The sequence below is a fragment of the Paenibacillus lentus genome (assembly GCF_042714055.1).
Taxonomy (GTDB): Bacteria; Bacillota; Bacilli; order Paenibacillales; family Paenibacillaceae; genus Fontibacillus; species Fontibacillus lentus_A.
The window spans coordinates 13,528-30,966 of sequence record NZ_JBHGVC010000010.1 but is presented as its reverse complement, the minus strand read 5'-3'; the positions used below and the strand labels follow the sequence as shown (position 1 = coordinate 30,966).

At 47.4% G+C, this 17,439-nt stretch carries 22 protein-coding genes; all 22 read right to left on the bottom strand.

Going from position 1 to position 17,439, the window contains the following annotated elements; genetic code table 11:
- Positions 1–7: 7 nt before the first annotated feature.
- The 22 genes from flhB to flgC all read right to left on the bottom strand — a co-directional run bounded on the left by flhB (position 8) and on the right by flgC (position 17,434).
- On the bottom strand, positions 8–1,096 hold the full coding sequence (gene flhB / locus ACE3MQ_RS20155) for a flagellar biosynthesis protein FlhB (RefSeq protein WP_379395991.1): 1,089 nt from the start codon (positions 1,094–1,096) through the stop codon (positions 8–10).
- A 15-nt stretch (positions 1,097–1,111) separates the two neighbouring features.
- Positions 1,112–1,900, bottom strand: coding sequence for a flagellar biosynthetic protein FliR (gene fliR, locus ACE3MQ_RS20150; protein WP_379395989.1), 789 nt, complete (start codon positions 1,898–1,900; stop codon positions 1,112–1,114).
- A 12-nt stretch (positions 1,901–1,912) separates the two neighbouring features.
- Positions 1,913–2,182 (bottom strand): flagellar biosynthesis protein FliQ, encoded by a 270-nt coding sequence (fliQ, locus tag ACE3MQ_RS20145; protein ID WP_155610981.1) that lies wholly within the window; start codon positions 2,180–2,182, stop codon positions 1,913–1,915.
- A 78-nt stretch (positions 2,183–2,260) separates the two neighbouring features.
- Positions 2,261–3,022 (bottom strand): flagellar type III secretion system pore protein FliP, encoded by a 762-nt coding sequence (gene fliP / locus ACE3MQ_RS20140; protein ID WP_379395986.1) that lies wholly within the window; start codon positions 3,020–3,022, stop codon positions 2,261–2,263.
- Complete coding sequence (locus ACE3MQ_RS20135) at positions 3,019–3,555, bottom strand: flagellar biosynthetic protein FliO (RefSeq protein WP_379395984.1); 537 nt, start codon at positions 3,553–3,555, stop codon at positions 3,019–3,021. The genes fliP and ACE3MQ_RS20135 overlap by 4 nt, the downstream gene beginning before the upstream one ends.
- A gap of 10 nt (positions 3,556–3,565) precedes the next feature.
- Positions 3,566–3,931 (bottom strand): response regulator, encoded by a 366-nt coding sequence (locus ACE3MQ_RS20130; RefSeq protein WP_110933108.1) that lies wholly within the window; start codon positions 3,929–3,931, stop codon positions 3,566–3,568.
- A gap of 27 nt (positions 3,932–3,958) precedes the next feature.
- On the bottom strand, positions 3,959–5,194 hold the full coding sequence (fliY, locus tag ACE3MQ_RS20125) for a flagellar motor switch phosphatase FliY (RefSeq protein WP_379395982.1): 1,236 nt from the start codon (positions 5,192–5,194) through the stop codon (positions 3,959–3,961).
- The gene (gene fliM / locus ACE3MQ_RS20120; RefSeq protein WP_379395980.1) at positions 5,184–6,182 is read right to left on the bottom strand and encodes a flagellar motor switch protein FliM; all 999 of its coding nucleotides are present in this window, start codon (positions 6,180–6,182) and stop codon (positions 5,184–5,186) included. Before fliM ends, fliY begins: the two co-directional genes overlap by 11 nt.
- Positions 6,183–6,223: 41 nt before the next feature.
- Positions 6,224–6,697, bottom strand: a complete 474-nt coding sequence (locus tag ACE3MQ_RS20115; protein WP_379395978.1) for a flagellar basal body-associated FliL family protein — start codon at positions 6,695–6,697, stop codon at positions 6,224–6,226.
- A gap of 2 nt (positions 6,698–6,699) precedes the next feature.
- Entirely contained in the window at positions 6,700–6,918 is a 219-nt protein-coding gene (locus ACE3MQ_RS20110) for a flagellar FlbD family protein (protein WP_379395975.1), read from the bottom strand.
- An 85-nt stretch (positions 6,919–7,003) separates the two neighbouring features.
- The gene (flgG, locus tag ACE3MQ_RS20105) at positions 7,004–7,822 is read right to left on the bottom strand and encodes a flagellar basal body rod protein FlgG (RefSeq protein WP_379395973.1); all 819 of its coding nucleotides are present in this window, start codon (positions 7,820–7,822) and stop codon (positions 7,004–7,006) included.
- A gap of 87 nt (positions 7,823–7,909) precedes the next feature.
- Positions 7,910–8,293, bottom strand: a complete 384-nt coding sequence (locus ACE3MQ_RS20100; protein ID WP_379395971.1) for a TIGR02530 family flagellar biosynthesis protein — start codon at positions 8,291–8,293, stop codon at positions 7,910–7,912.
- Positions 8,290–8,928: a flagellar hook capping FlgD N-terminal domain-containing protein gene (locus ACE3MQ_RS20095; protein ID WP_379395969.1), complete on the bottom strand. Its 639-nt coding sequence runs from the start codon at positions 8,926–8,928 to the stop codon at positions 8,290–8,292. The genes ACE3MQ_RS20100 and ACE3MQ_RS20095 overlap by 4 nt, the downstream gene beginning before the upstream one ends.
- A gap of 18 nt (positions 8,929–8,946) precedes the next feature.
- A complete protein-coding gene (locus ACE3MQ_RS20090) occupies positions 8,947–10,365 on the bottom strand; it encodes a flagellar hook-length control protein FliK (RefSeq protein ID WP_379395967.1) in 1,419 nt (472 codons plus the stop codon).
- A 40-nt stretch (positions 10,366–10,405) separates the two neighbouring features.
- Positions 10,406–11,338 (bottom strand): MotE family protein, encoded by a 933-nt coding sequence (locus ACE3MQ_RS20085; RefSeq protein ID WP_379395965.1) that lies wholly within the window; start codon positions 11,336–11,338, stop codon positions 10,406–10,408.
- Positions 11,339–11,385: 47 nt separating this feature from the next.
- Complete coding sequence (gene fliJ / locus ACE3MQ_RS20080) at positions 11,386–11,829, bottom strand: flagellar export protein FliJ (protein ID WP_379395963.1); 444 nt, start codon at positions 11,827–11,829, stop codon at positions 11,386–11,388.
- A 10-nt stretch (positions 11,830–11,839) separates the two neighbouring features.
- Entirely contained in the window at positions 11,840–13,159 is a 1,320-nt protein-coding gene (fliI, locus tag ACE3MQ_RS20075; protein ID WP_379395960.1) for a flagellar protein export ATPase FliI, read from the bottom strand.
- Positions 13,156–14,001 carry a FliH/SctL family protein gene (locus ACE3MQ_RS20070; RefSeq protein ID WP_379395958.1) on the bottom strand — a complete coding sequence of 282 codons (846 nt, stop codon included), beginning with the start codon at positions 13,999–14,001 and terminating at the stop codon, positions 13,156–13,158. The genes fliI and ACE3MQ_RS20070 overlap by 4 nt, the downstream gene beginning before the upstream one ends.
- Positions 13,994–14,998 carry a flagellar motor switch protein FliG gene (gene fliG / locus ACE3MQ_RS20065; RefSeq protein WP_379396271.1) on the bottom strand — a complete coding sequence of 335 codons (1,005 nt, stop codon included), beginning with the start codon at positions 14,996–14,998 and terminating at the stop codon, positions 13,994–13,996. Before fliG ends, ACE3MQ_RS20070 begins: the two co-directional genes overlap by 8 nt.
- 23 nt (positions 14,999–15,021) lie before the next feature.
- Positions 15,022–16,605, bottom strand: a complete 1,584-nt coding sequence (gene fliF / locus ACE3MQ_RS20060) for a flagellar basal-body MS-ring/collar protein FliF (protein WP_379395955.1) — start codon at positions 16,603–16,605, stop codon at positions 15,022–15,024.
- A 32-nt stretch (positions 16,606–16,637) separates the two neighbouring features.
- Positions 16,638–16,976, bottom strand: coding sequence for a flagellar hook-basal body complex protein FliE (gene fliE / locus ACE3MQ_RS20055; RefSeq protein WP_379396269.1), 339 nt, complete (start codon positions 16,974–16,976; stop codon positions 16,638–16,640).
- Positions 16,977–16,984: 8 nt separating this feature from the next.
- Positions 16,985–17,434, bottom strand: a complete 450-nt coding sequence (flgC, locus tag ACE3MQ_RS20050) for a flagellar basal body rod protein FlgC (RefSeq protein WP_379395953.1) — start codon at positions 17,432–17,434, stop codon at positions 16,985–16,987.
- Positions 17,435–17,439: the final 5 nt, after the last annotated feature.

Here is a 17,439-nt window from a genome sequence, read left to right as displayed (position 1 = left end):
CCGTCCATTATTTACTCTTACCTTTTATTCTATATACGTAAGCCAGCACCTCGGCTACGGCTTGAAACAAATCTGCAGGAATCGAATCCCCGATTTCCGCTCTTTGGAACAATGCACGCGCCAGCGGCTTGTTTTCCATAATAATAACGCCGTGTTCCTTAGCGATTTCTCGAATACGGAGAGCGACGTAATCCTGACCCTTGGCAACAACTTGTGGTGCATCCATCTCCGAGCCCTCGTATTTCAGGGCAACGGCAAAGTGGGTCGGGTTCGTAATGATAACATCCGCTTTAGGAACTTCCTGCATCATACGCTGCAGCGCCATGCGGCGCTGTCTTTCACGTATTTTTCCTTTTATCAGCGGATCGCCTTCCATTTTCTTGTACTCGTCCTTGATGTCCTGCTTGGACATTCTCAGGTTTTTCTCGTGATCATACTTCTGATACATATAATCAAGAACTGAGAGTACAAATAAAGCGGCGCCAATCTTTAATCCTAAGTTCATCGTCAGCTTCGAAGTGAAGTAAAATGCATCATCAATCGTAACATGGCCTAAGGAGGCTATGTTGCCCCGTTCTCCCCAAATCGTCGAGTAGACCAAGTAGCCGATGATCGTTAATTTGAGAAGGGATTTCAAAAATTCAACTAACGAACGCATGGAGAAAATTCTTTTGAATCCCTGAATCGGATCCAGTTTTTTCAATTGCATCTTTAACGGTTCTCCCGTCAGGAGAAATCCGACCTGCGCGTAGTTCGCTACAGCAGCCATAACGACTATAACGAGAAATAAAGGAGCCAGTAACAGCAAAATTTGAACAGCAAAATCTCCAAACATCGTCATCACATTTTCTTGCGTAACGTCCATGTTCAACCGGTGAAAATACACGTCAGAAAACAGAGCAATCAGTCGTTCCTTCATATATCCCCCGAACATTAACAGACACAAAAACGCGGACAACAATACGACTGATCCTGATAAGTCCTGACTTTTAGCAACCTGGCCTTTTTTCCGGGCGTCCTGCCGTTTCTTGGGCGTGGCCTTCTCTGTTTTCTCACCGGCAAACAACTGCAGATCCAGCGCATACCGGAACGACATAACGATCCCCCTATCCTATTTCGGCCTTTCCCCGATCGTACCGAACAAATTGTGCAGCGATTTGAACAACACCTGAAACAGATTCTCAAACGCGTAAATGAAGCTGGGAATTAGCAGAAGAAGCATAGCTAGTCCAACCAAAATTTTAAGCGGTATCCCGATCACAAAGACGTTGAATTGGGGAGCCGTCCGAGCCAAGAACCCAAGCGCGACATCGGTTATGAAGAGAGCAACAACCAGCGGTGCCGCCAATTGGAATGATAGTAAAAATGCTTGACTGAAGGTTCTGGCCAGAAATTCAGCAACGTTTCCATTGGATATTTTCTGGAACAATTCATTGGACAAGGGCATCCAGTTATAGCTGCGAATGACCGCATCCAATAAGTAGTGGTGACCATTCATCGACAAGAATAACAAGGTAGCAATAATATACTTGAAATTACCGAGTATCGGGGCCGATGCACCGGTCATCGGGTCAATCACGTTAACGATACCAAAACCCATTTGAATATCGATAAAGGATCCCGCCATCTGAATGACCGTAAATAGTAGTTGAGCCACGTATCCCATCAACAAACCGATCAGCAGCTCGCGGATAATAAACAAAATATAGCTTAAATCCGTCGGAACAGCCTGATTGATCCCTTGAATCATGACAATTAAGAAAGCGATCACGGCCGACAAGCCGATTTTGAATGAATTAGGAACACCACGCGATGAAAAAATCGGCGCTACGACAAAAAAAGCTGTCATTCGACAAAAAATAAGCAAAAAAACCGAAATTCCTTGCAATAAAGTCTCCATAATCCCTTATGCCTAACCGATATAATTAGATAGATTGTTTAAGATGCCGTAGGTGAAATCCACCATGGTCGTCAAAATCCAGGGCCCAAACAACAGCAGGGCGAGTAAGACGGCGATAATTTTTGGAACAAAGGCAAGCGTCTGTTCCTGGATTTGAGTCGTCGCCTGGAATATACTCACTATTAGCCCGACTGCCAATCCAATGACTAGCATCGGCGCACTCACCTTCAGAACGGTATAAACCGCCTGTCCGGCCAACCCGACTATAAAATCCGTATTCATCCGTCTTCCCCCTATGTTTGATTTAAACCGAGTAGGCTTTTCGCCGGAATTCGGACGGTAGATTAGCCCGCATTCCGGCTAAGGACTAAAGCTTACTAGTAACGATTTTACGATTAGATACCAACCGTCGACTAATACGAATAGCAAGATTTTGAACGGAAGTGATATCATTACCGGCGGCAGCATCATCATCCCCATCGCCATCAGCACGCTGGCCACGACGATGTCAATAATGAGAAACGGGATAAATATCATAAAGCCCATTTGAAATGCCGTTTTGAGCTCACTAATCGCAAATGCAGGCACTAAGACGGAAATCGGCAAATCCTCGTAACTGGCAGGCTTCTCAGTTTTGGTATAACTCATAAATAACTGCAGATCCTTGGGACGGGTATGCGAGTACATAAATTTCTTCATGGGTACAGCTGCTTTGTCCAGAGCTTCTGTTTGCGTCAGTTCGCCTTTGATATAAGGCTGCAACGCTACTTCATTAATCGTTGACAATGTCGGGCTCATGACGAACAGGGTGAGAAACAGCGCCAATCCTACCAAAACCTGATTGGGAGGCATTTGCTGCGTCCCCAAGGAGTTCCTCACAAATCCCAGTACAATGACAATTCTCGTAAAGCTCGTCATCAAGACAAGGATCGCTGGTGCGATGCTTAGTACTGTAATGAGCAAAATCAGTGATAATGAACTCGTACCTGGCTGCCCATCGGAATTCCCGATTTGTATTCCGATATCCGGTATCGGATTCACTGGCGCGGCCGAAGCGGCCGACACCGTCAGCACACTCCATAACGCAAGCAATAATCCTACAATAAAGACCTTTTTCTTCATGAATTCCTCAACCGATCTGTAGATTGTTCTTCCTTGTCCTGAAGGAGTTCCTCCACTTGCTGTTTCCGTGTAGGCAACTTTCTTAGCTGCGATTGAAACACTTCATGGAACTTTGCCTCGTCTAATTCCTCCTCCTCTGGGGAGTTTTTGCGAAAACGAGAGACAAAGCTGCCTATGACGGAAGCCAGGCCCGGAAATTCCGCCCCTTCTTCCGCAAATGCCTGAAGCAATAATGCTACTTGTTCCGGATCACTTATTTTATCAACCAAGGAAATGTCCTCGCCTACTCCGACAAGGTAAACATTTCCCCCGACTTCAATCACCTGCAAGGATTTATTTGGTCCCAGACCGACGGCCCCCAGAGTACGGATCGATCGGCTTTGGGACAAATAACGGTTCCTTTTACCAAGGAAACGAATTAATAAAACGATTAAAATAATGATGATAACCAGCACGACGATAACCGTGATCAGGTTACTCCAAATATTAATATCGCTGCCAATCTGCTGGTAATCCGGCTGATTCGAGCTCATCACTGTAGTCCTACAAGCCTAGCGTCTTATTGATTGCTTCAATAACCCGGTCGGATTGAAACGGCTTAACGATGAAGTCCTTGGCACCGGCTTGAATCGCATCGATGACCATAGCCTGTTGACCCATAGCCGAGCACATAATGACCTTCGCATTTGGATCTAGTTGTTTAATTTCCTTGAGCGCGGCAATGCCGTCCATTTCAGGCATCGTGATGTCCATAGTAACGAGGTCTGGATGGAGCTCCTTGAATTTCTCCACAGCTTGTGCGCCGTCCTGTGCTTCTCCTACAACCTCGAATCCGTTTTTCGTCAAAATGTCGCGGATCATCATTCTCATAAAAGCAGCATCGTCTACGATTAGAATTCGGTTTGCCATTGATATAAAATCCTCCCTAAACTTCTACTATTGTAATTTTTGAATCCGGTCCCATTGGCTGACAATATCTGTCACGCGAACGCCAAAGTTCTCATCAATGACGACAACTTCTCCCTTGGCGATCAATTTGTTGTTCACTAGAATATCTACTGGCTCACCGGCAAGCTTGTCCAGTTCGATAATCGAGCCCTGGGACAATTCCAGGATATCCTTAATTTGCTTCTGGGTCCTTCCTAATTCTACGGTGACTTTAAGGGGAATGTCCATCAGTAAATTTAGATTATTCTCATCCGCTTGGCCGTAGGCAGGAGCCCCCAAATTCGCGAATTGCACCGGCTGAACATTTAAGTTTCGACCCGGCATTCCTCCATAGTGCTGCGGCTCAGTGTACGGCCGACCCTGTGGGGGCGGATAGTACCCTTGATCCTGCATTGGAGGCATCATCGGCGGCTGCTGGGCTGCTGGCATCGGCGGCTGTGCATACGCTGGCGTCTCGTCAAAGGCTGGAGGCATGGTCGCTGGTGCCGGGGCAGGCGCCGGCGCTGGAACTGAAGCCGCTGCGCTCTCCATAGAGGACGTCTCTGTAACTGCTCCGTTAATCAGGCTGTCCACCATCTCTTTCGAGAATTTTACCGTAAGAAGCTGCATGATCGTCGAATCAATCAAATCTCCGATAGTAAGTCTAAATGAAATTTTTATAAGTGTCTCATCGGGAGGCAGACTCCCTACCCCGGTTCCATTCGACATATTCAGAATATCGATTCCCGGCGGCGAAATATTTACGAACCGGTTAAATATCGTCGACATCGATGTCGCGGAGGAACCCATCATTTGATTCATCGCTTCTTGTACGGCACTAATATGAATGTCATTCAATTCTTCCTCTGCCGGATTACCTTCTCCGCCAAGCATAAGATCAGCGATGACTTGGGCATCTCTGGTCTTAATGATCAGCGAATTGATACCTTCAAATCCGTCCACATATTGTACATGGATTGCCACATGCGGTTTAGGGAACTCCGTTTCGAACTGGGTTCTTGTAATAATAGAAACCTTTGGGGTCGTAATATCTACTTTTTTGCTGAGCAAAGTAGATAACGCTGTAGCGGCACTCCCAAACGTAATGTTGCCGATTTCCCCCAAAGCATCTTGCTCCAGCGGTGTCAAGTAATCATCTACCGTTGGTTCAGACGGTGTATCGCTATTCGCCTGCTTTAACAGAGCGTCAATTTCCTCTTGGGATAAATAATCTTTACTCGTCAAGTTCCTCAACTCCTTCGCTGACAATTTCATCAATCTGAACGGCGACTCGGTCTTTGAGCGTACCCGGACTGCCGATATACTTCAATCTATTGCCGATTCTAATGGCGAGCCCATCATGAACAGGTTTGTTCAAGGAGATGACATCCCCAACGGATAATCCTAAGAACTCCTGAATAGTAATCTGCGACTCACCTAGCTCGGCAACGATCGGCAGTTTAGCTTTATTCACACGATTACGAAGGGCATCTACCTCTTCGGGAGCTCGTGATTTCTTCTGGGATACGAACCAGTGATGAACCGAGAGCTTCGGCATGATCGGCTCGATGACAACATGCGGAATACATAGGTTGATCATCCCCGTAGTATCACCGATTTTAGTACTCAGCGAGATCAGCGCAATCGTCTCATTGGGTGACACGATCTGCATAAACTGAGGATTCGTCTCCAAAGCTTCCATTCGCGGGCTAATGTCCATGACAGTTTTCCAAGCTTCCTGCAAACTTTCGAAAGCCCGACTAAAAATGCGTTCCATGATGATCGTCTCAATTTCGGTAAGAGATCCGATTTTCGACGGAGCCATCCCGATCCCGCCAAGCAGCCTGTCCAGCATGGCGAATGCGACGTTTGGGTGAACTTCGAGCACCATTCTTCCTTCCAATGGCTCTGCTTCAAAAATGTTAAGTATCGTCATTTTCGGTATTGATCGTATAAATTCGTCGTAGGGCAGCTGCTCAACTTGAACCACATTGATCTGAACAAATGTCCGAAGCTGCGCCGAGAAATAAGTCGTAAGATACCTTGCGAAATTCTCATGAATTCGAGTTAAGCTGCGGATATGATCTTTGGAAAATCTCACCGCTCTTTTGAAATCATAAGCCCGGATCTTCTTCTGCGTTTCTTCCTTTTTTAATTCCTCTGCATCCATTTCACCGGAAGACAACGCGGCGAGCAGAGCGTCGATTTCGTTTTGCGATAACACATCTACCAAACATCTCACCCCCTTCAAGGATTTAATCTATCGATATCGTCCTAGATTGTTGTCATAATAAATTCCGTAATATCGATTTGAATCAATTTCCCTTCCGGTAGCGATGTATTGATCAAATTCAACAATTTCGTGCTTAAGTTATCCTTACCCTTCGCACCGACCAAATCCTCTGGTTTCGTATCGGCAAGCGTCTTGATGATAAGCGGCTTGATTTTGAAATCTTTGATTTTGTCAAAAGATTCCTTCGATGTTTCCCGATCCAGTTGGAATGCGAAATTCATGACTACTACATAATTCGGATCCGACAAATTTGTTTTGATTCCATCGATTGCCGAGGTTACTTTCACTAGTTCATCCGCTGTTAAATGTGCAGGCTGGCCTACATTTTGTACGGCTTGGTTAATCCCGTTACCTGGGGCAGGTTTAGTAAATTGATTCACCAGCAGGAAAGCTGCCATTACGATTAGAGTAATTGCTAGCAGCATCGTAATGAGCCAAGGCGCCATTTTCTTCATGACTATTCCTCCGTTTGTTGCACTTTAATGGTTGCTGCATGGATTCCGATCTCACTGTAGTACTCATTCACCTTCGCGATGATGTCGGTTGCCTTCTCCAGCACGATCATACGCTTGCCCGTAACGAGGGTTACATATGTATCAGGAGTTTCTTCTACCGTCTCAATCATCATGGCATTCAGCCATGCCTGTGTTCCATTCAAACGCGTTACAGATATCATGCTAACCCTCCATTCGAACACGGGAATCCGTATTTGAAAAAATGAGGCGGAGGAAGGAGCATATCCTCCCCCGCTAATCAATCACTTAACGCTTCAGATTTACGACTTCCTGCAGCACTTCATCGGATGTGGTAATGATGCGGGAGTTAGCTTGGAATCCGCGTTGCGCTACGATCATTTCCGTAAATTCACCGGTAAGGTCGACGTTGGACATTTCGAGCTGACCCGAAATGATCGCGCCAGTTCCAGCCTCAGGGTCGTTACCTGTCGTCGGCTCCAGATCATCCATGCTGGCATTCGGAGTCAAGCGATACAGGTTGCCGCCAATTTTCTCCAAGCCTTCTGGGTTAACTACACGAGCAACCCCGATGGATTCGCCCGCAACAATTTCGCCGTCCTCCATCTTCTGCATGATCGTGCCATCTTGAGCAATCGTAAAGGCAACTACTCCTTCATCCAATGCCTCAAGCGGTGCTCCGTCTGCGCTGCAAACACGCAAGCCATCGGAGGTAACCAGTTGACGGGCCGCATCCAGATGGAAATCCCCTGCTCGGGTCAAGAATGGAACCTCCTGATCCTCGGAGAGGGTCACCATAAAGAAACCATCCCCATCAATCCGTAAATCAAGCGGATTATTCGTTGTCATTGCGCTCCCTGCTGTATGCAGAGTGTCAATGGAACCGATCGATACGCCAAGCCCGATTTGTTTGGCATTGATACCGCCAGCTCCATCATCTGTAGGAGCAGTGACACCGGAAATCGTCTGGCTCATAATATCCTTAAACATCACTCGTCCTGCTTTGAACCCTACAGTATTGACGTTCGCGATGTTGTTGCCGATAACGTCCAGCTTCGTTTGAAATCCGCGCATTCCAGATACGCCCGAATACATCGATCTTAACATTTACTCTATTCCTCCTTGGAAAGATGTTTGCTAAAGCCACTTCAGTCGATCCGTGACTTGTCGGCTCTCCGTTTCCGGGCCAGCCAATTAAGAGATAATAATGGCACTATCGATTTGTGTGAACACATTGTCTTTCATGCTGTTACCGTCCATCGCAGTGACTACCGTCCGATTATGCACATTCACGATAAGAGCCATATCCTTCATTAAAATGAGCGAATCCTTGGCTCCTTTGGCTGCAGCGTTATCGATAGCAGATTCAATCTGATGAAGCTGCTCAGGCCGCAATTGAATACCGCGTTGTTCAAGACGCTTCACGGCATGATTGCTGAAGTGAAGCAGCCGATTCTGCAGCATTTCTTCAAACGATGCATCCTGCGATTTAAGCACTCCCGAATTTTTAACCTGGTGTAATGCATTGGGCTGAATTCGTCCGGGATACAGGCTGCCTATGCGGATTGGATCATTCATGGCGTATCAGCTCCATTTGAAGAGCCGTTCTGGGTTTCAGACTGCTCCGAGCCAGATTCGGATGAGTTATCTGCAGGAGTACCTGGTGCCTCCGTACCGGGAGTCTCATTTCCCGTTTCTGGTGCTGGATCTGCCGGGTCTCCAGGTAATTCGGGATTCCCAGGTGACGTCTCCTCTGGTACATCTTCAATTTCCAGAATATCCGACAACTTAATCTCTTTGGCGCCCACTTTGGCATATTGAACATTATCACGGATAACAATTCCTTCAACGATACCGCTGCCTGTTGAGGTAACAGTTGACTCGCCCGTCTTAATATCGTATTCGCCGGTTTTTTCCGTTGAAATCCACGATACCCGTTTGCCAATCAGTCCCGATACCGTTCCTAAGGACTGGTTCATGACATCCAGCTGTTTGGAAATATTCATCAGCTGCTCCACGGACGTGAACGTAGCCATTTGAGCAATAAATTCTTTGTCCTGAAGCGGCTGCATTGGATCCTGATTTTGCAGCTGGGTGATCAATATTTTTAGAAACTGGTCTTTGCCCAGAGTTTGGTTGTCTTCTTTGCTCTTGGCGGTTGTAACATTCTGTGCTGAATATCCCGGCCAAGCTACAGTTGTAAAATTGGACACGGCCTTTCCTCCTTTCCGTTAAACTCTGGCGACAAAGGAGCTGCCATAGTTCTCTTCCCGAGCTCTTACCTCGGAAATCCATTCATTCCATTCGTCGTTCAAGTCACCCAAAGCCAGTACATCTTCTTCGCGCACTTCGCGCCGTTTGTTATTTTGCTGCTGGTTCGTGTCGCCGCTCTGCTGCCTTCCATCCTGGTACATATGTGAGGACAGGGAAGAATTCTGCGTCACCTCTAGCTTGCTGACTTGCAGGCCTTGGGCCTGGAGTGCTGATCTCAGCTGCGCCATTTGGCCTTCCAAGGATTCACGAGCAAAAGCGTGCTCCGTCACGAATTGAGCGATTAATTGGCCGTTTTGCATCGTAATTTTCACATCGACTTGACCTAGGTGCTCTGGATAAAGGGAAATTCTAGCTTGCGACATGCCTTGAAGCTTAACGATTTCAAACTTATTTACTAGAAACCCGCTTATTTCCTTGCCGAATTGCTCTACAGGCACTGCAGGCGCTGCAGCTGCTGCCGGCTTCAATGGAGAGGTTACCGTTTCACGCATCGCAAGTTGACCTGCTGTTACAATACTGCCGGTATGCAATCCATTGCTTGTATCATCTGCACCCTCAACTCCCGCTGTATAATCCGTGGCAATTACCGTGCTCACCAAAGGGGATGCTTGGATACTCTGGCCAGCATTTTTCGCCAAGGCCGCTTGAAATGCTGATGATTGAGTGTTCTGCTGCTGCGTTCCATTCCCAGTCGCCTGGTTAGATACCCCATTCATGATCGCCTGGATGCTTCTTTCCAGAGAAGAAATCCAATTATTATTCGCTGTATTTCCTCCGGAAGCCTGGTCAACCGCTTGGCTGCTGGTTTGTTGTTGCGCCCCAAGCACTAGCTGCAGCACTTCAAGCAGCTGCCGAGACTGCAGCGTTGAAGGTACCGACGTATTCTGCTGTTCAGTTGTCTGCATGAGCTGTACCAATGCATCTTGAATTGCAAAGCGCATCGTCTCCGGATGTCGAGCAAGAATTGGAATTTCAACAGCTTCTGTTCCTTCCCCCAAAGCAGCTTCGCTGCCTCGAGGCTGCGTGACCGTTTGAACTCCTTGCAGCCATGCTTGAAGGACGAGCAGCAAAGAAGGGTTATCCACCATCGCCTGATCAAGCTCGTTCAATTGCCCTAGCAAGTTTTCGATCATCGCATTCAGGTTTTCAAGCTCAGCATCGCTCATTTCCTGCTCGCCTGAGTTCGTTAACCCTAGCAATGCCAATGAAGGTAAAGATGTTCCTTCTTCAGCTGACGCTGTCCCTAACAGCATTGCCACTAAAGTCTGATCAAAAGTTTTGCCGTTCACTTGAGCTGCATCCGCTTTGCCGTTTGCCGTAACCAAAATTCCATTTGCAGCATTTCCTGCAGATAAATTAGATATGAGTTGGCTCATTTTTTGTTCACCTCCTTTCCCAAAAAGTAGAGATGATCCGTTACTTGCTCACGAGCTTGTTTAGAATTTTGGCAGTAAGCTCTTCGTCTTCTTTCGTCATCGCAGCCAATATTTTGGAACGTGTTCCATCGTCAACGGAGTTCAATATTTTCAAAGCTTTATCCGGACTAATTTTATGCGTCTGGATAATCAGCTTGGAAGCTGCGTCCGCAGACATCCCCGCAAATGTCTGACCTAACTGCTTTTCATCCAAGCCTGCCGGAGTGGCAGCAGCTTGAGCCGCAGACTCCGCATCCTTCTTCAGCCTGGACTGCAAAGCGGCTATTGCCATATCCTCAGCAGGCTTTGCGTCCTTGAGAAGAATGGAGATGTCGGCCGCTTTTTGAGGATCCATTTTTTCGAGAATCGCGACTTTGCTCTCATTGTTCATTAGACTGAGCATTTGCAGCGTTTCATCCACCGTTAATTTCTCTAAAATGGCCGCTGCTTTGCTCGGACTCATCTGCGCGTACAGCTGGGACAGCTTCTTGACCTCTTTCTGGTAAGCCTCATCCTTGGCTGCTTCTTCCTTCTCGATCGTTTCCGTCAAAGCGGCATCCAATTGTGCTTGAAGCTGCTTTACTTTATCCTCCTGCTCCGTAGCCTGACGATTCGCCGCTTCTAATTCTGCATCTTTTTGAGCTACCTGCTCCTTCAATTCCTTCAAAGTGGCCTCTGTACTTTCGGCCTGCTTCTTCGCTTTTTCTTCCTTGGTCTCCTCTTCAGCTGCCACACCTTCCGGGTCAGGCACAAAGTTTCTAACGATCGGTATCTTGTTGCCAAAATCAATCATTGTCGCCCGAAAGTTCATATTGAACAGCGTCAATAGGACAGCCAGTAGGACAACCGTAAACAGGATCGGGGTGACAAAAAACAAAAACCTTGCAAACCCGCCACCCGATTCCAAATCTTCTTCTAAATCAGCCTGCGCCATTCCTATTCCCTCCTTCGCAAACCCATCACTGATGCCCGTGTTACTCCTTACCGGGCTCTCATGGCAAACCGGACTGTTGCAATCTCATCCAGTTCGTTTTGTTCCCGAAGAAGCATTTCGTGCTGATATTTGGCCTTCGCCTTTTCCTTAGCCTTGAGCCATACTTTCTCATCAAGCATTTTGCCGTTCAAAACGGCCTTTTTCTTCTCGACATTTACTTCTGCTCGCTGGATATCTCCGATCTTGATCGAGATGCAGTTCTCCAAATAATCCATATACCGCTGCAATTCCTGGAGCTTGATCATCGATGCTTTATTCTCCATCTCCGACTGAATTGCCGAGAAAGTTTTCACTTTGTCTTCCTCCAGCAATTCCAGAGAGCGCTGCTCCGCCTGCAGTTGACCAACGGCAGCGGATAATAGCCATTCCGCTTGCGTCTTCTGATTGGATTTCAAATCGACAACTTTCTGATAGACGTAATGGAACCTCATCCTCTACTCGTCATCTCCTCGCAAATTCAGCAATTAAACGTTCCTGTACTTCAGATAATGTCGCTTTCTCATTCACTTTTTGCCTCGTAAAGCTCCAAATGCTGTCGATGTAATCCAAAGCCTCATCAATATCGCTGTTCGAGCCCCTTTGATAAGCTCCGATATTAATCAGATCCTCGGAATCTCTATATACCGACAGCAGCCTCTTTAAATTATCAGCCGCTTCGCTCTGCTCCTCCGGCACGATATCCTTCATAACCCGGCTGATGCTGGCCAAAATGTCGATAGCCGGGAAATGACCTTTGTTCGCAATATTCCTGTTCAGCACAATATGTCCGTCCAAAATCCCCCTCACCGCATCGGCAATAGGTTCATTCATGTCATCTCCATCGACAAGCACGGTGTAAAAAGCTGTAATAGAGCCGGTCGGTCCCGTTCCCGCCCGTTCCATAAGCTTCGGCAGAGCCGCAAAGACAGAGGGCGTATATCCTCTCATTGCAGGCGGCTCCCCTATAGCCAGTCCAACCTCGCGCAGCGCCATGGCATAGCGTGTTACGGAATCCATCATCAGCATGACGTTCAGTCCGCGGTCGCGGAAGTATTCCGCAATCGTCGTTGCGATCAGAGCACCCTTCATCCGAATCAATGCAGGCTGATCCGAGGTAGCAACGATAACGACGGAGCGTTCAAGACCTTCCGGGCCAAGATCGCGTTCGATAAAATCGAGCACCTCGCGCCCGCGTTCGCCGACCAGCGCAATCACGTTGACATCGGCGGAAGTATTGCGGGCAATCATGCCCATAAGCGTACTTTTACCAACACCGGATCCGGCAAAGATCCCAACCCGCTGCCCTTTACCAATTGTAAGCAATCCATCAATGGCTCTGACCCCGATATCGATCGGTTGTGCGACGCGCGGTCGATTCAGCGGATTCATCGGCTTGTTATACGTTGAATAATGTCCCATCCGGGCCGGGATGACCGAACCATCCAGCGGCTGGCCAAGCCCATCGAGCACTTTGCCGAGCAGTTCCGAGCCGACCTGTACCGTTAAGGGCTTGCCTGTTCCAACCACATCGCAGCCCGGCCCGATCGATTGCAGATCTCCGAGGGGCATGAGCAGCACCTTGTTATCCCGAAATCCTACCACTTCGGCTCTGAGAGGCTCCGAAGATTTACTCGGGTAAATGTAGCAAAGGTCTCCAATGCTCGCATCCGGCCCCTCCGATTCAACCATAAGCCCGATAACCTGAGTAACCTTCCCGTTGATCCGGACTGGATCCATTTGCCGAAGATGATCCATATATTTCGCCGTATCAAATTTCGTCATGAGCTCGTCCCCGAATAGTCTTCATTGTCGAGTGAGATTCGCAGCAGTTCCTTCTTGATTTCGGCAAGCTGCGTATCAATTCTGGCATCTACACTACCGAACGCGGATCGGATCACGCAGCCGCGATCCTGAACTGTCGCATCCGGCAGAATTTGCAGATCGGCTTGCGAATCGATGACCAGACTAAGCTCTTCTCTTGCGGCTTGGACGAAAGGAAATTGCGCTGGAGCTACACAAAGCGTAATCACGCCTTGCTCCCTCTTTCTGGACAAGCTTCTCTTTACAAGCTCCAGTACATAATCGGGCTCAAGACCCAATTGCTTATCAATCACTTTCTCGGCGATGGAGCAGCTTAATTCCACAACGAAAGGCTCAGCTTCCTGGATGATTCGTTCTCTCTCCGCATAAGCTTGCTGCAGTACGGCACTTGCCTCGCTCATCATTTGTTCGATTTTTTCTTGAAGCGATTGCTCGGCTTGGAGCTTGCCCTCTTCATAGCCCTGACTGTACCCCTCCGATTTGAGAGCCTCAATCAAATGCTCATCCTGCTCTCTTTGCTCCTGCCACCATGACTCTATTTGGAGCTTGGCTTCCGCAAGCATATTTTCCGCTTGCTCCGAAGCCTCCCTGATTTGTCGCTCGGCAAATTCTTTAGCATCGCTTAGCATTTGCCGCCTTGTCTCTTCGGCCGCTAAATCCTCAGCGGAAACCGTCTGGACTGGAGCATCTGAAATCTCATCATCTAATTGTTGATCCTGGGGCGATTCGTAGGTTTTCCCCAGATTCAATTGCTTGAGAATGTCGACCGGAACATATTGGGACACCTTAATCAAATTAGACAATGATGTCATCTCCTCCGCCGCGGGCTATAATAATCTCTCCAGCTTCTTCCAGTCTGCGGATCGTGGCTACAATTCGAGTTTGAGCTTCCTCCACATCACGAAGCCGAACAGGCCCCATAAATTCCATTTCTTCTTTGAAAGTATCCGACATACGTTTGGACATATTGCGGAACACCGCTTCCCTAACTTCCTCGCTGGCCACTTTAAGCGCAAGCTGCAAATCCGCATTTTCGATGTCACGGATAATTCTTTGAATAGAACGGTTATCAATATTAACAATGTCTTCAAATACGAACATCCGCTTCTTGATCTCTTCAGCCAGCTCAGGATCTTGAATTTCAAGCGAATCCAAGATCGTTCGCTCCGTGCCGCGGTCGACCCCATTCAAAATTTGAACGATGGACTCGATCCCGCCTGCGCTTGTATAATCCTGCGTCACGGTTGCGGACAGCTTCTGCTCCAGCACGCGTTCCACTTGGGAAATGACCTCCGGAGAGGTGCTGTCCATCATCGCAATTCTTCGTGCGACCTCCGCCTGCTTTTCTTGCGGAAGGGATGAAAGGATTGCCGCCGCTTGCTCAAATTGCAAATAAGACAATACAAGAGCAATCGTCTGGGCGTTCTCATTCTGGATAAAGTTCAAAATTTGATTAGGATCCGCCTTGCGGGCAAAATCGAACGGTCTGACCTGCAGCGTTGCAGTCAAACGGTTAATGATTTCGAACGCTTTGGTCGAACCAAGAGCTTTCTCCAGAATCTCTTTAGCGTAATTAATACCCCCTTGCGTAATATATTCTTGAGCAAGGCAAATCTGGTGGAATTCCGCCATAATCATATCTTTTTCGCTGCTGTCCACTTTGCGGACGTTAGCGATTTCTAGTGTAAGCTGTTCAATTTCCTCATCACGTAAATGCTTGAATATTTGTGCTGACACCTCAGGTCCGAGCGTAATCAGCAAAATAGCCGCCTTTTGTTTTCCGGTAAGACCAGAAGCCATCGTTTTTGACAATACGTTCACCTCTACTCGTCTGCCAGCCAGGTGCGCAGCAGGTTAACAAATTCATCCGGCTTCTTCTTCGCCAGCGTCTCCAGCTGTTTACGCACTTGACTTTCGTTCGTAATAGTATCCAAGTTGATTGACGGGAATTCTGGAGGCAAAGGCAGCGGCAGCTCTTCTTCCTCTTCATTCACATTTTTACGGCGACGGAACACAAGCGCTCCGATGCCTGCTCCGACTAACAGGACAGCGACTGCTCCTCCCCATACCCAAGGGTTGGAGAAGGTCAAGCTTGAAGCTTTTTCTTCCGAACCGTGAAAAGTTTGCGAGAAAACAGAAACTTTTCGCTGTAAATCAGCGTCTGTATAAGTAGTGCCTGAATCCGCCAGATAAGACCCGACGATATTCGTCAAAATATTCTCGATCGCATCCCGGGTAGTTTGATCTAAAGCTTCTTGTCCGGCAGGTGGTTCAACAGCTACATTAATGGTTAAATCTTTGATGACGTACGGACTAGCTACGATATCCTTAGTAATTCGGTTAACCTCATAGTTAATCGTTGAAGAGGATTCCTCCGAGCTTGCCCCGGTATTGCTGCCTGCGGCAGGATAACCCGGTACGTCCTCAGTTCCCGTGCCTGGAATTCCACTATCCGGATTTCCTTCGCCTGTATAGCTTTTTTGAATTCTTTGGGCACTGATCTCAATGCCCCTCATATTCTCGGTATCGACTGGGGTAACGAGATTGTTTTTCTCGATAATTTGATCAAAATTAAGCGTTGATGCTACAAGCACTTCAATTTTGTCAGGCCCGGTCAATTTCGAGAGAAATTGTTTTACACTGCGACTAACGTCACTTTCGAACTTTTTCTGCAGTGCCATATTTTCCTGGACGGCAGTTGTCAGGGAACCGATATTTCCACCTTGACCTGTAGGCAAGAGAACCGTGTCGTCACTGGAAGAAATCGATATATTTTCAATCGGCAGGTTCGGTATGGATGTCTTCACGAGGTTGAAATAACCATCCACCGCTTCCTGATTCGGGCGGTATCCCGGTTTAAAACCAATAACAATGGAGGCAGATGCCTTCTGCTGCTCTTCCGGACTAGCAAATACATTTTCTTCGGGCAGATTAATCAGAACTTTCGCATCCTGCACACCCTTCATGCGCTTGAGCAGCTGTTCGACCTCACCATTGAGAGCGCTTCTATACTTCACGCTGAATTCATTGTCCGTCATCCCGATAAGGGAAGAGCTTTCATTAAATGCTTCCCAGCCGATGGAACCATTCTTAACGATCCCCTGTGAGCCAACATCCACCTTAACGCGCGATGCTTCCTTGCTTGGCACAGAAATGCTCGTTCCATTCGGGCTTAGCTTATAAGGAATGCCACTGGAATCAAGATGACTCATAATGCCGGCAGCGTCCGTGTTATCTAGATTCGTGAAGGCCACTTCATATTCCGTCTTAGAAAATTGAATCGTTAGTAATATGATCGCTAGTAATATAATTGCAATCGTCGATATTAAAAGCGTTTTTTGCTTATTGCTGAAATTATTCCAATATCCGGTCAACCGATCCCGATACTGGGCGATTCTCTCATTCACAATGTCACCTCATCCACAGCTTGCTAGTTTCATTAAATTTGCGTACGCATAATCTCTTGATAAGCTTCTATCACTTTATTTCGAACTTGCGTAGTGAGCTGCAAACTTAACAGCGCCTGTTCTGAGGCGATCATGACCTGATCCACATTAGCTTGACCTAGGAGAAACTGCTCATTGAGTCGTTGTACGTTATTTTCCTGCGCGGCTACTCCGTTCAGCGCGTCAGTCAAATATGAACTGAAATTTTTAATGGCTTCTGACGGAGAAGTTATAACGGGTTTATTTGGCTCTGCTATTCCCTCTAATCTTTGAATTGTATTCAGATTAAAATTGTTGTTTATCAAATTTTCCCAACTCCTGACTGCTTCAATTTGACTGTTTATTTACCGATTTGCAATGCCTTTGAAATCATGGCTTTACTTGCGTTCAAGGCAGTAATATTAGCCTCGTAGGAACGTGTTGCCGAAATCATGTCCACCATTTCTTTCATCAAATCTACGTTGGGCATATAGACATATCCTTCGCCGTCAGCGTCGGGATGCGTCGGGTCGTATACCGGCTTGAATGGCGTCGGGTCTTCCGTGATTTGGGTAATCTTCACGCCCTGGCTGGCAGGCTTACGACCCATCACCGAGTCCAGCGTACTTCCAAAATCGACTTTATTCGGAGCCATAACAACCGTCTTGCGCCGGTACGGAACGGCTTGACCGTTCTCCATACTAGCCCGGGTTGTCCTTGCGTTGGCAATGTTGGAGGAGATCACATCCATCCGAAGACGTTGTGCAGTTAGTGCTGAAGAACTAATATTGAAACTGTTACTAATTTTCAACGCTC

Bases quoted from the DNA above. Each gene is read 5' to 3' on its own strand.
- flhB (WP_379395991.1), bottom strand. From the start codon at position 1,096: ATGTCGTTCCGGTATGCGCTGGATCTGCAGTTGTTTGCCGGTGAGAAA.
- fliR (WP_379395989.1), bottom strand. From the start codon at position 1,900: ATGGAGACTTTATTGCAAGGAATTTCGGTTTTTTTGCTTATTTTTTGT.
- fliQ (WP_155610981.1), bottom strand. From the start codon at position 2,182: ATGAATACGGATTTTATAGTCGGGTTGGCCGGACAGGCGGTTTATACC.
- fliP (WP_379395986.1), bottom strand. From the start codon at position 3,022: ATGAAGAAAAAGGTCTTTATTGTAGGATTATTGCTTGCGTTATGGAGT.
- ACE3MQ_RS20135 (WP_379395984.1), bottom strand. From the start codon at position 3,555: ATGAGCTCGAATCAGCCGGATTACCAGCAGATTGGCAGCGATATTAAT.
- ACE3MQ_RS20130 (WP_110933108.1), bottom strand. From the start codon at position 3,931: ATGGCAAACCGAATTCTAATCGTAGACGATGCTGCTTTTATGAGAATG.
- ACE3MQ_RS20115 (WP_379395978.1), bottom strand. From the start codon at position 6,697: ATGAAGAAAATGGCGCCTTGGCTCATTACGATGCTGCTAGCAATTACT.
- ACE3MQ_RS20110 (WP_379395975.1), bottom strand. From the start codon at position 6,918: ATGATATCTGTAACGCGTTTGAATGGAACACAGGCATGGCTGAATGCC.
- flgG (WP_379395973.1), bottom strand. From the start codon at position 7,822: ATGTTAAGATCGATGTATTCGGGCGTATCTGGAATGCGCGGATTTCAA.
- ACE3MQ_RS20100 (WP_379395971.1), bottom strand. From the start codon at position 8,293: ATGAATGATCCAATCCGCATAGGCAGCCTGTATCCCGGACGAATTCAG.
- ACE3MQ_RS20090 (WP_379395967.1), bottom strand. From the start codon at position 10,365: ATGAGCCAACTCATATCTAATTTATCTGCAGGAAATGCTGCAAATGGA.
- ACE3MQ_RS20085 (WP_379395965.1), bottom strand. From the start codon at position 11,338: ATGGCGCAGGCTGATTTAGAAGAAGATTTGGAATCGGGTGGCGGGTTT.
- fliJ (WP_379395963.1), bottom strand. From the start codon at position 11,829: ATGAGGTTCCATTACGTCTATCAGAAAGTTGTCGATTTGAAATCCAAT.
- fliI (WP_379395960.1), bottom strand. From the start codon at position 13,159: ATGACGAAATTTGATACGGCGAAATATATGGATCATCTTCGGCAAATG.
- fliG (WP_379396271.1), bottom strand. From the start codon at position 14,998: ATGGCTTCTGGTCTTACCGGAAAACAAAAGGCGGCTATTTTGCTGATT.